The 12,986-nt window shown below is 55.0% G+C and carries 6 protein-coding genes, 1 tRNA gene and 4 pseudogenes; 5 read left to right on the forward strand and 6 right to left on the reverse strand.

Annotated elements, in window-relative coordinates; translation table 11 throughout:
* The first annotated feature begins 108 nt into the window (after nt 1–108).
* The 4 genes and pseudogenes from SIN04_RS06180 to SIN04_RS06200 all read left to right on the forward strand — a co-directional run bounded on the left by SIN04_RS06180 (nt 109) and on the right by SIN04_RS06200 (nt 3,398).
* On the forward strand, nt 109–240 hold the full coding sequence (locus SIN04_RS06180) for a hypothetical protein (RefSeq protein WP_280178129.1): 132 nt from the start codon (nt 109–111) through the stop codon (nt 238–240).
* 723 nt (nt 241–963) lie between these two features.
* A tRNA-Ser gene (locus SIN04_RS06185) sits at nt 964–1,053 on the forward strand.
* A 157-nt stretch (nt 1,054–1,210) separates the two neighbouring features.
* Nucleotides 1,211–2,390: pseudogene (locus tag SIN04_RS06195) on the forward strand (tyrosine-type recombinase/integrase).
* A 675-nt stretch (nt 2,391–3,065) separates the two neighbouring features.
* The gene (locus SIN04_RS06200) at nt 3,066–3,398 is read left to right on the forward strand and encodes a hypothetical protein (protein ID WP_134487350.1); all 333 of its coding nucleotides are present in this window, start codon (nt 3,066–3,068) and stop codon (nt 3,396–3,398) included.
* On the opposite strand, the pseudogene SIN04_RS06205 reads toward SIN04_RS06200, so the two are convergent.
* The 6 genes and pseudogenes from SIN04_RS06205 to SIN04_RS06230 form a co-directional block, all read right to left on the reverse strand.
* Nucleotides 3,390–4,102 (reverse strand): annotated as a pseudogene (locus tag SIN04_RS06205) (IS701 family transposase); the annotation flags it as partial. The gene SIN04_RS06200 and the pseudogene SIN04_RS06205 sit on opposite strands and share 9 nt — an antisense overlap.
* Nucleotides 4,103–4,273: 171 nt before the next feature.
* On the reverse strand, nt 4,274–5,374 hold the full coding sequence (locus tag SIN04_RS06210; protein ID WP_134487353.1) for an IS630 family transposase: 1,101 nt from the start codon (nt 5,372–5,374) through the stop codon (nt 4,274–4,276).
* A gap of 120 nt (nt 5,375–5,494) precedes the next feature.
* Nucleotides 5,495–6,551, reverse strand: a pseudogene (locus tag SIN04_RS06215) (IS630 family transposase).
* Between the two features lie 369 nt (nt 6,552–6,920).
* Nucleotides 6,921–9,668, reverse strand: a complete 2,748-nt coding sequence (locus SIN04_RS06220; protein ID WP_134487356.1) for a rhamnan synthesis F family protein — start codon at nt 9,666–9,668, stop codon at nt 6,921–6,923.
* Between the two features lie 100 nt (nt 9,669–9,768).
* Nucleotides 9,769–10,554, reverse strand: a complete 786-nt coding sequence (locus SIN04_RS06225; protein WP_134487359.1) for a methyltransferase domain-containing protein — start codon at nt 10,552–10,554, stop codon at nt 9,769–9,771.
* 77 nt (nt 10,555–10,631) lie between these two features.
* The gene (locus SIN04_RS06230) at nt 10,632–11,420 is read right to left on the reverse strand and encodes a class I SAM-dependent methyltransferase (RefSeq protein ID WP_134487362.1); all 789 of its coding nucleotides are present in this window, start codon (nt 11,418–11,420) and stop codon (nt 10,632–10,634) included.
* A gap of 225 nt (nt 11,421–11,645) precedes the next feature.
* Between SIN04_RS06230 and SIN04_RS06235 the strand changes: the two are divergent.
* Nucleotides 11,646–12,778, forward strand: a pseudogene (locus SIN04_RS06235) (IS3 family transposase).
* The last annotated feature ends 208 nt before the right edge of the window (nt 12,779–12,986 follow it).

Raw genomic sequence — 12,986 nt, forward strand, 5'->3', positions numbered from 1 at the left:
CGTTTTGCCACACATTACCCCACATGACGGATCCGGATCGAAGTTAATGTAATGCTTCCCTCAAGATTTCGCGGGAAAGCGAGCAGTCCGTCCACAGGAGAAATGTTTTTGCTGAAAAAATCTAAGTCCTTTTTGAAGATCATGGTGGCGGCGAAGATAGACCGTGCGGGCGCGCGCAGTGGTATCGCGAGCGCAGGCGCGGGCAAGATCAACGCGGGGAACAACGCGGGCGGTGATTGATGTCTTCGCACCAAAGGCCATCGGGCTGCGGCCTCACGCCAAGCATCGTCCGTACCACGCCTCTCGCTGACTCGCTTCATTGACCTCTACGCTACTATCCAACACTCAGGCCTCTCAGCCCGCGCTTGAGTCTCCCTGCGTGCGCCCGAGCGATGGCTTAAAGGCCTTCCTCGTGGCCTCTCTCAGGGCCGCGCAGGCCCTTTCGCCACACTTCACGCCACATAACGCCACCTTCGCGCCCTATCCCATTGATCCTTCACACCCGCTCTTGAGAGGCCGGGCTTGGCGCACCGTTAGGCCTCGGCTCTATTAATCTCTATTAATAGAGCAGGCTCATGCTGAACATGCTCGGGAGCATCGCGCAGTTTGAGCGGGAGGTCACGACATCGCAGGGTCCTTGATGCAAAAAAGGGCAAAGGGGCATGAGGAAGGCCCAAAATCGGCCGTCCACGGGCAGGTCGATGCGCCTTTTTGAGCCGCATATCCAGACCTCGTCTGATCGGGCGGCCGCGGCGCCCCAAAGTTCCTGGTGCGTCTTCTCATCAGGTGAAGGGCGCAATCGAGGGCGGGGGGCGCCCAAATGCAAGCTGCATTCACCGGGTTGCGCTCGCCGCGCGGGACACTATAGTGCGCGGATTCGCGTTGCCTGCGGCGCCGGGAGCTCTTAGAGAGTCCAGGCCGAGCAGGAAAAGGGACATCCGTCCAATCTTTTAGCGAAAATGCGGAGGGGTGGCCGAGTGGTTGAAGGCGCACGCCTGGAAAGTGTGTATGCGGGAAACCGTATCGCGGGTTCGAATCCCGCTCCCTCCGCCAACGGCATGTTTGCGAACGTCCGCGCAGCGTATTTTTCCACATGAAATCAGAAAGTTGAGTGGCTTTGTCGTTTATCGACATTTGCCAGCATTTGCGCCAATCCTAGTTTTCGACTAGGATAGCCGCTAGGACAAAGGAGTTCGGCGGAAGAAAATCGGTGGTTAGCAAAATCAATCGATTGACGGCTCGAGCCGTCGCTCGAGAATCAGGTAGGCCGTCATTCGGATGGCGCTAACCTCTACCTGCGCGTCGAGCCCTCCGGCGCCAAGCGCTGGGTGTTCATGTACACGCGCGGCGGGGACGCCAGCGCGAAGCTGGACTTGGTTCCGCCAGCGTCGTGAGCCTCGCCACGGCGCGGGAGCTTGCCAAAGCGATGCGCGAATCGCTTGCCAAGGGAATCGACCCGCTCGACGGCAGGGAGGCGCAACGCCTGGCCAAGGCGGCGCAGCTGACTTTCGGCCAGTGCGCAGACGCTTTGCTCGCCGCGAAGTCGCCGGCATGGCGCAACGAAAAGCATCGCGCGCAATGGGCGATGACGCTTGAAAAATATGCCGCGCCGCTCCGATCGCTCTCTGTCGCCGCAAGACGTGCTGCGGGTCTTGCAACCGCTTTGGCAGCAAAAGCCCGAGACCGCCAGCCGATTAAGAGGGCGGATCGAAGCAGTGATCGACTCATCCCGAGCAGCTGGTCACATCATTGAAGGCGCGCCAAATCCGGCACGATGGGCCGGGCATCTCGAGATGATCCTGCCGCGCCCGGCGAAGCTTTCACGCGGCCATCACGCGGCAATGGCTTTTGCCGAGGTGCCGAAGTTCCTGGGCGAATTGCGCCGCGTCTCCGAAAATTCTACGGCGGCGCTGGCCCTGGAATTTACGATCCTGACTGCCGCACGAAGCGGGGAAGTGCTTGGCGCGCTATGGTCAGAAATCGATACCGTCGCCAAAGTGTGGACGGTGCCGGCCACGCGCATGAAGGCGGCGCGTGAGCATCGCGTGCCCCTTTCAGAACCGGCACTCGCCATCGTCGAAAAGTTCTCCAGGGCGCGACGATCCGATTTCATCTTTGCGGGTCAGAAGGCACAAAAACCGCTCTCGAATATGGCCATGGAAATGGCATTGCGCCGGATGAAAATTGAAGGCGCAACAGTGCATGGTTTTCGCTCTGCTTTTCGCGACTGGGCAGGAGAAGAAACTCATTTTCCGCGCGAAATTGCCGAGGCCGCACTCGCCCATGTCATCGGCGATAAAGCAGAACAAGCCTATAGGCGTGGCGACGCACTCGAAAAACGACGTGCGCTGATGGACGCTTGGGCGGCGTTTTGTACTTCGCCCACATAAAGATCGGATCAATAAACCCGAAATATTTGCTGTGAATTGAGCGGGTCTGTGATTAATGGTGTGTCACCATAAATGAGAGGTGACACGTATGAGAATGACCTCTGATCAAGAGCGTCTGACAGTCAGTCTTACTGACGCATGTTATATGACAGGCCTCGGCCGAAATTCCGTGATTGATGCAATTGCGCGCGGCGAGCTTCGATCCATCAAGCTCGCCGGCCGCCGACTTGTGATCGTCGAAAGCATCAAAGAGATGATCGCTGCGCGGGCGGCCGAACCCTATGAAAATACGAAGCGTGAAGTGCGCAACGCGTCTGCCGCCCGGCGCGGACGGCCGCCGCTGGCAGGGTCTGCGCGAGAGGCCGTGTAGACTCGCGGAGGCTATCAAATGCGCTGTTGAGCGGCATGCTAAACAGACAACTTTCGATGGAGCGACGCGGTTACCGACATGGGAGCGTTTTAGGAATGAAATTTCATGCCTTCAAAACGGTCGAACCCCGCGATGCATGGGGCATCGGCGGGGTTCTGGAATATCGATTGCTTGCCGGCCCTCGATACAAATTTTCCTAGCGAAAATCGTGCTGAACTTCAAGCGTGTTTTCTGATCCGCCGCCTCGGAATCAAGCGTGATCGCGCGGGCCTTGTCGCCGCCTTCGTCTTTGGCGAGGCGAGCCGATGACAGATTCCGATTTTCGATACGGAACAAAGTACGGTTGCGACTTCAATGACCTGTTGATGGCGAAGCAGGCGCATCCTGGTATGGGATGGCCGGAGCTGCTGGCCGAGATTGATAAAGCTTGGGGGCGGCCGGCCCGCAAGTATCCCGACGACTGCGATCCGTTCAATTTGTCAGCCGAGAGGGAGAGCGCGAAAGTCCTCGCGTCTCCAAAGAAGCTCAATCACGATAGAATCGTGACAGAGGTCGATAACGCTGAGATTTTGGCTGGTCCTAGCACTTACTTTGGCACTTTAGGCTTCGCGATATCTGCAATGAGCATGTCACAGTGAGGGCATCGTCGGGGTGGAGGTCGTGCGAAGAGGTCGAGAATGGCTTGCCTGATGGCCGGCATGCTCGGTTGTGGCGGCGGTCCCCCGACTCTTTTTTTTCGTCCCGCTGCTTTGAGGCGGCGGGACTGGAGGAAGGCGTAGGCGATCATTGTCATCAAGGCGTGTCGGTGTAACCCGGTCCAGGATCTACCTTCAAAATGGTCGAGGCCGAGTTCCTCCTTGAGCTGCTGATGCGCCTGCTCACAGACCCATCTTGCTTTGATCGTGGCGGCGAGCATCTTGAGGCTCGCATCGGCTGGTAAGTTCGACACATAGTATTTTTGCTCGCCCGTCGACCGGCGTTCGCCGACGAGCCAGACCTCGTCGCCCGGCATGCACTGCATACGATTATCGAGCATGCGACGCTTATGACCGTCCGCAACGCGGACACGGCGGGCCGCGAAGAGACATTTCAGCCGACCTTTGGCGCCCCGCCGCCAGCTGACCTTTTGCCATTTCGCTCCGGCCAACACCGCTTCAGCGGAGACCGGGGGCTGATCAGGGATGTGGTATTTGCGGGGCTTTCCGGCTTTCACTACGGGAAAAATCAGAGCAACCTCGGCGGGATAGACGTTCTGGCGTCGCGACAGCCCGACCGCCCACTTGAGACCGCGCTCGCTCAGAGCCTGACGGAAAGGCCCGCTGGAGCCGTACCCTGAATCGGCATTGCCGAAATTGATGGGGGAAACCGCGTGATGGGGCGCCAAGCCCAGCCGGGCCGCCGCGCGGCGCCTCAACCGCACGGCGCGGGGCGCCCGACGCCGAGCAAGAATCACTCCCCAGACCATAAAATCGACGAAGGCGTAGCGTTCTCAGCAGCCTGCGAGTGCACTGACTCATTCGGAAGGTTCAGGGACTTGATCGAGCTTTTTGAAGATGGCGGGAGCTGAGGCGGTCCATTCGAAGGGCTTGGATGTTTTATTGTGCGCCTTGATGTAGCGGTTGATGGCGTCTTCGAGATCGGCGACTGATTTGAACACGCCGCGTCGGATTTTTCGGCGCGTGATCGTCGAGAAAAATCCTTCGACCGCGTTGAGCCACGACGCCGAAGTCGGCGTGAAGTGGAAAGTCCATCGTGGATGGTCGGCGAGCCATTTCACGACATTGGGATGCTTGTGTGCGCCGTAGTTGTCGAGGATGGCGTGAATGACCTTTCCGACCGGCACGGCGCGCTCTACGGCGTTAAGGAAGCGAATGAACTCCTGATGCCGATGCTGTTTCATGCAGCGCCCGATGACGGTTCCGTCAAGGATGTTGAGTGCGGCAAAGAGCGTTGTCGTGCCGTTGCGTTTGTAATCATGCGTCAAGGTCCCGCATTTGCCAGGCTTCAGAGGCAACCCCGGCTGGGTCCGGTCGAGCGCCTGAATCTGGCTTTTTTCGTCGATCGAGACGACGACGGCGTGAGCCGGCGGATCCATGTAGAGGCCGACGACGTCCTCGACCTTCTCGGCGAATTTAGGATCGCTGGAGCGCTTGAATGTGCGGATGCGATGCGGTTGGAGGCGATGCGCCTCCCACAGGCGCTGGACGGCGCGAAGCGAAACGCCAACGGCCTTGGCCATGGCGCGGCCGGTCCAATGGGCGGAGCGATCGCGATGAGCGATCGTGGAGGGGGCTTCCCCCGGCGGTTCGGAGCAGGTCAGCTCCAATACCTTGGCGATAATTTTGGCCGAGAGCGGCGCCCTGCCGGGCTTGCGTGTTTTGTCGCGCAAAAGGCCGTCGACGCCTTGTTCGCCATATCGCCGTTGCCAGCGCCAAACGGCGGGGCGGCTGACGCCGGCGCGGCGCGCCACTTCCAGGACCGGCAAGCGCTCGGCGGAAAAGACAACGATCTTCGCCCGCTGGACATGCTTGAGCGGCCGGTTTCGATCACCGATGATGCTGAGCAGACGTTCGCGATCTTCGGCTGAGACTATGACATTGACGGTTTGAGCCATGCCACCAGATTCGCATACCCGGCGCAGGATGTGAATCCTATGTCAGCATCAGTGCACTAGAAAGGCAGCCGGCGGGCGCGGAAGTCGAAAAGGCGAACCGCCAGCTGATACCAACGGCCCTTATGATTGACCGATATGGGCCCAGTCGCGCATGCCGATTGAGGTGATTGTGTTGGGCTGTGCGATGAGGTTTCGCCAGGCCTCACAGGCGGCGTCGATGATGGCGTCATAGCTTTCGAAGACGCGGTTCGAGAGCCAGTTCGCGCGCAGATATTGCCAGATGTTCTCGACCGGGTTCAGCTCCGGGGATCGGGAAGGCAGGAAAATCAGCGTCATGTTCTTTGGGACGTTGAGGGCGCCCGTCGTATGCCACCCGGCGCGATCGAGCAGCAGGACAGCGTGTGCGCCCTTGGCGACCATGCGTGAGATTTCGTCGAGATGAAGTTGCATGGCCTCTGTGTTGGCATAGGGCAGTGCGGGCGCCGCGCCGGTTCCGCGGGCCGGGCAGATCGCGCCGAAGAGCCAGGCGCTCTCGTAGCGCTGGTCGGCAGGCTGACGCGGCCGCGTTCCGCGTCTTGCCCATTGGCGGACGATGCCGTTCTTCTGGCCGATCCGGGCCTCGTCCTGGAACCAGATCTCGATGGGTTTGCCCTTCCTGACGCCGGCCAGATGGACGTTCAGCGCGGCCGCGAAGTTTTTTTAAACGCCTCGATCGTCCGGGCGTCCTGCCCCGGGTGGCGCCGACGGGCGCTGACATGGGAGAAGCCGAGCGCCTTGAGGAGCTTGCCGACCGTACGCTCGTGATAGACGACGCCGAAGCGCTCGCCGATGACGCGTTGCAAGTCGACGCGCCGCCAGCGCACGACGCCATGCACGGCCCGGTCTCGACAAGCTGCGCCAGTTCCGCCTGCTGCTCCGCCGAGAGGCGCGTCGGCCTGCCCTTCGACCAGTTGTCGAGAAGCCCGTCTGGGCCATGGTCGTTAAACCGATGCGCCCAGTCGCGCAGCGTCTGGCGATCCATGCCGCCGATCCGCGCCGCATCTGTCCGGTTCATGCCGTCCAGGACCGCCGCCAGCGCCAATAGACGCCGGCTCTGGTTCGCGTTCTTCGCCGCCGTCGCAAGCCGCCGAAGTTCGCCAGCTGAAAAATCCGTCCGTAATTTAACCGCTGACGCCATCGCGCGAATCCTCCCCGCGCCATGCAATCATCTCAGACGCGAAAGCGGAATCCCTCACGAGTCAAATATCGAGGCCGTTGGTATGAGAGCGCAATCGAGGGCGGGGGGCTTATCGACGCTCCCCGCGTCATAAGCCAAAACAGGCGGAAATTCCAGTTTCGGCTGGCATAAAAACCGGGAGCGGCTGAGTAATTCGAAAATTTTAGTTCAGATTGGACAAATTAAGGGAGTAGGTCAACCACGGCCAGCACGTCATGCGCCAGCCGTTCGGGATTCGAGGCGACTTGGCGGGGAATCTGCCGAAGATGGCGTAGCGGCGCGCCGGCACTTGGCTCCACGCGCCTATTGGGGATGAGAATTTGAAGGATCTCATTCCAACTTAAGCAGCCGGCCGAGACTCTTAGCACTATACTCAGTAACGTTGGGGTGTCTATTAGTAGACGTATTTGGATCTTTCATCGTCTGCTGAAGCGGGAACGCGTTTGCCTTCACGCGTATGATTGCATTGCTAATGGCCTCTGAAATCGTATCATCCGTTACCTTGTCCAGGGCAATAATATTGTCGGCCCATTGACTTAGATTTTTGCCGAAACAGGAATTCGTAATCGTGACGACGCCTGCCTCGGCCATTTCTAATGGAGGGTAACTAGGATGTGGCGACAGCATCAGAGAAATGCCAACAGACGCTGTGCGCAAATAGGTACTGTAGTCTTCTAAGGAGAGCTTGCCTCCAATTTCGACATTACAAACATGTGCGAGCGCCTCTGGAGAATATTCTTCCCCTAATGAGACTATTCTCCATTCTCTCGCAATTGTGGGATTTCGCTGTTGCCACAGACTAATCCCATCGACCAAGATTTCAAACAAGTTCCTCGTTACATGTGGACGGCCGTAGAAGATGATTATTTTTTGCCTCTCTTCAATACCGTCAATCCTAATCAATCCATTTCTTTTGTATCTAATATAGTAAATTGTATCAAACAGATATTCTTTCAAAAGGAACTGACATAGCTCATACGAATTAATTACAGCTACAGTTTCATCGCCTCTTCTTAATGTATTGTCCGCCAAAATCCAATTCGAACTCCATCCATAGAAGTTAGGTTCGAAATCTTGAATTAAATAGATAAGTTTATTAGACTTTTTAAACATTTTCTTCTGAACATCGATTGCCTCAAATGCAAGGTCAGCCGTCCACCATGCCGTTGCCACGAAAATATCCGACGACCGCACGGTCAGCGGTTCGAACCTCCGTTCCACTGCCTCGACAATTACATGCCCGCTGTTCGTGTCATGTGGAGATAGTCCTCTAAAAGAGTATTTTTTGAAGCGCACCCCAGCCTCGCTGACAACTGCGGCGTCAGTAACGATGATGCGAAAATCTGCAACAGTATTATAGCACCTCTCAAGATCATCGAACATTTTGAGCGCTGTTGAAACGCCCCCAAAGGTTTGGTGCGGGTTTATCGTAGGAACCAACAAGTTCAATCGCGTTTTCTTATTTGAAGAAGGGAAATAGATGATCCTGCGAACCTCTTTGATGGCCTTTTCCGTAGCTGTAATACCAGACAGTTGCCTTAATAGTAGTGGCCGATAAGTCAGTGTAAGATTGGAGGAAACATCTTCTCGTGTGTTACTTTCAAGCAAAGTATTCTTTATGGGATAAGCGATCTGCTTTGAAATAATCTTTGCCCATCGAAAACCCGCGATTTCTGCGAAAAACAGAAATGAACGCTCAATAGCATGTGCCAAAGTTCCATCTACCTGCCCCGCTTCATCCGGAAACGCAGCAAACTCTATGTTTAAGTCCAACAATGGACGAAGTGCAGCAGATCGGCCCCAAAACATCGACCCCGATGGAAATTCTAGAAGATGAAGCTTATCAAGGTGAAAACCGGCTCGCCGTAGAAGGTCGGCCGCCATCTCGAAGTCGTAGCCCCAATTAAGAATCCCACGTAGCGCAAAAAGATGCTGAGGGAAAACAATTCCGACGTTTTCATTTTCAAATAAATCGAATACACTTTTAACTATACGCTCACTCCCAAGTAAGTTTAAAAGAATATACTCCAACCATCCCTCTAGCGGCCCCCCTCCATGTGGAGATCTCTTTGTATGCAGGTGTATAAAATATTCGTAGCGTTCAAATACATCCGAAAAGCCAACTATGAATGGCGCAATATCCCGACCTCTATTTTCAAATACGCGGACTTCTACTTTGCCATGTAAATATTCTCGCAAATAATTAGTTATAATAGCTTTTTTATCAATCGTATCCGTAGATATGAACAAATCAGTTGGTACCGGCACATTCGTTATGTAACCAATAATGGCAGGAAGAAGCTCCGTATAATACACATGAATTACTGCCGCAACGCGGGTTACTGTACCGGAAGTCATAATAAAGTCAAACGGAACCGCTAAACAATAATCATTTTCATTGCAAGGACGAAGGCTCGGTACCGCGTTTAAGTCTGTTGTTAAATTTGACGTGTACATGAAGCGTAAATGCGGTTCTCGATCTTCATCGGCGCACGATTGGCGTCCTTCAGCACGTCCTATTTCTATATAATGGCGGAATGGATTTAGCTCATTAAATGACAAATCGTTATTGCAAAAGCAGTAATAACCTGTGTTGAAATCTGACCGCGGGTTACGTCCTTCTTTCCAGCCATAGAAAATATAGTGCTTAACCGGGTCTATATTTGAACTCCTTACGTCGGGATACCGTGAAAGATAGTAATTTACGTCAAACTCAGGTGCGATGATCAAATAGTCCAGCGCGAAATTTCGATCTCGGGAGTTTGGAGCTTTAGGCACCCGACCTTCTTTGCGCCCGTGACGTATGAAATGCACGAATGGATTTCGATTTGCCCGTTCGACATCCGGATTTGATCCCCTATAGTACAAGGTATCGAAGCCCGCATGAGGATTTAGGCCAATGCGCCAGCCTCGCGTGCGATAGTGCTCGATTGGGTCAAGTTCGCTCCCGATTGTATCGGGGTATTGGGAAATATAAAAACTTCTGTCAAATTCCCGTTTTATGAGTCTATATTCGTTTCTATCTTTTTGTCGGGAAATTATTTTAGATAGATGCGCGCTAAGAATCGAAGGAATCATCTGTGTTTTCCTTTAAAAACGCGCGACGCCGCCGACGGTCGATCCATGACGAACCCTAGCATTATAAACAAGGTTTGACAGGTTTGACATTGACCATTTTTTACGTTGCAGGCTTTTGTAAAACGACTGAGAAATCGAGACCGCCAAATACAGTTGGATGAAGATCGAGGGGCCGCAGGTTGATCATCTGGCTATTGCTAAGCGACTGCGTTAGCGCCGAGAAACTGTCGGGGGTTAGCACCCAGCAATGAGCATCCACCTCATATGCAAGTTCAGCCTTTTCAGCGATGGAAAAAGCGTTTGCAAAGTTTAGCATAGGGCCCGGCAACGAATTACCGATCCAGACGTCGCGGGCGACAAGGCCCGGAGCGTGATAGTAAAAATGATCGAACACTTGCGCGAACGAAGGATGTTTGAACGCGGATTTGTGGGCCACGAGAGCGTCTGTGAAAGTACTCTCCTGTCTATAAATATCGAAGATATATCGTTTATCTGGAATTATTAGGAACAGGATGCCTCCTGGCTTCAACTTCGTAGCTATTTGCTTGAGCCATCCAATAATGTCCGGTACGTGTTCTATGACATGAGCCGCAGCGACCCAATCGTAGCCGTCAGGGACTTGATCATATCCTTCGAGAAGGTTATAGTTGATTGGCACAACGAAATCGGGATTATGGCCAGTATCAGGCTTAGCTATATCCCTTAGATATTGGGCGGTATTCCAATCAGCAAAATCGCATCTCCCTTCCATCGGCTCCACGAGAGGCAAATCAAACGCGCCGATTTCGAGACCATGAGTGGTTAAGGGATCAACATGATATAAGAAATGTGATCTATGATGGTGAAATCTACCGTCGCGCCTGGGGTTCTTAGAGGGCTGCGTCATAAGTGGGATCCTGGATTAGGCTATGGTTTGGATTAGTTGAGCATAGCTTACGGGCAGGCAGGAAAAATAGGTCGAGTTTAGCCGTGGGCACCGGTTGGCTGGCGCAATGCTGTCGCCGTAATCCAAGGACCAGCCTCTTGGGTCGGATTATCCTCATGGACCGAAAATTGATATCCGAAGTGTTCGAAGCATCGTTGAATCCCCGCTTTCTCGAGCCACGATGCGCTGGGCATTGTGCCGCCCCAGAATTGGCCAGAATTGGTAGTTTCACCGTAAATGTGTTCGTATAAGGTGAGCTCAAGCCCGTCGCAATTGACTACCTTCGGTTTACGCCCTGCGCCGGTAGGCACGTCGGGATCGTAATAATGCGTCCATAAAAATACGCGATCTGTATGCTGAGCAATCGCTTTGATGAGCTCGAAGGGATTCTCCATATGGTAAAGAATGCCGGAGCAGAAAATCATATCAAACTGATCACGATTGATCTGAAGGAATTTCAAGCAATCGCCCAGCAGAAATCGGCAACGCGGTGTGCGTAGAATCTCTTTGACAATAAGGCATTTCAAGAAGGCCTCCGAGTTTGCTTCGATTGAAAGAATTCGATCGGCCCCGAGTTTTGCCAATTGATACGTGTGGGCACCTTCGAGCGGCCCAAGTTCAAGTATGTTCATGCCATGCAGTGAGCCTGGGACTAACCCGAGATATTGGGCGGCGATGGACGGGCGACGATCCGCACTGAACATAGGCAATGCTCCCGAGGTAAGACCGGGATGAACCTCCTCGATTTTGCTTGCCCAGTGACCGTGAAAAAGATCGATAGCATTTTGATCAACGGGGAAGCGTCGCTCGAACTTGCTTTCCACCATTTTTGATGTCCCCTAGCCTTGGTTTTTCTCTAACAATTGACGCGCGCTTCTTTTTCTCATCAATTGGCGGCGCGTGTCAGGTTGTAGGCTGAAGTAAAGGAGTTTGCTTCGAATATCAATTGTTAGAAAGCAATTAGAGAGCTGACCCCGCAAATTTGAACAGTGAGATAAGTGGATTTTCTGCCTGACGGCGGCGAGGATTCTCGCCGCGAATCAGGAGTGAAGATGACGAAGAGACCGCGCCGCAATCATACGGCGGCCTTCAAGGCGAAGGTGGCTTTGGCCGCCGTGAAGGGGGACAGGACGCTGACCGAGCTGGCTCAGCAGTTCGACGTTCACCCGAACCAGATCACGACGTGGAAAGGTCAGCTTCGCGAAGGCGCGGCCGGGGTGTTTGGCCAGGAGAAGAACGAAGCGAAAGAGGCCATCGTCGATCTGAAGGCGCTGCACGCCAAGATCGGCGAACTGACGCTGGAGAATGATTTTTTGGAAGGCGCGCTCACCAAAGCGGGTTTGCTGAGCGCAAAGCGATGATCGACCGCACGCACGGCCTTCCGATCACCCGGCAGGCGAAGGCGCTCGGCGTCAGCCGGGGCGCCGTCTACTCCAAGCCTCGGCCTGTGTCGGCTGAGGATCTGACGATCGTGCGACGGCTCGACGAACTGCATCTCAATTATCCGTTCGCGGGCAGTCGGATGCTGCGCGACATGCTCAGGCGCGAGGGCGTTTCGATTGGGTGCCGCCATGTCGCGACGCTGATGAAGCACATGGGGATCGAAGCGATCTACCGCCGGCCGAACACCAGCAAGCCGACGCCGGGGCACAAGGTCTACCCCTATTTGCTGCGGGGACGAAGATCGAAAGACCTGATCATGTGTGGTCGATGAACATCACCTACATTCCGATGGCGCGCGGCTTCGTCTATCTGGCGGCGGTGGTCGACTGGGCGACCCGGCGCGTTCTGTCACATCGCGTGTCAATCACAATGGAGGCAGACTTCTGCGTCGAGGCGCTGGAGGAGGCCCTGGCGAAGCACGGCAAGCCGGAGATATTCAACACCGACCAGGGCAGCCAGTTCACCAGCAACGATTTCACGGGTGTGCTGCTCAAACACGCCGTCGCCATCAGCATGGACGGCAAGGGCGCCTGGCGCGACAATGTGCTCGTCGAGCGGCTAATGGCGCAGCGTCAAATATGAGGAGGTTTATCTGAAAGCCTACGACAGCGTGTCCGAGGCGCGCACCTCGATCGCCCGCTATCTGGCGTTCTATAATGAACGGCGACCGCATTCGGCCCTTGACCGGCGCACGCCGGACGAGGCCTACTTCGGTGCCCGGACAATCGCGGCGGCGACATAACCGTCACGACGATTTTGATGCAGCTCTGGTCGGGCTACGCCCTCCCGACGCCGCATCAAAATCAGAAGGCCCCGCATTCAGAACAACCCGGCAGGAATCCACTCAACTTCCGCCGGGCGCTGTTCAAATAACCGGAGCCAGCTCTCATACCAACGGCCTCGATATTTGACTCGTGAGGGATTCCGCTTTCGCGTCTGAGATGATTGCA

It is taken from the genome of Methylocella tundrae (assembly GCF_038024855.1).
Lineage (GTDB): Bacteria > Pseudomonadota > Alphaproteobacteria > Rhizobiales > Beijerinckiaceae > Methylocapsa > Methylocapsa tundrae.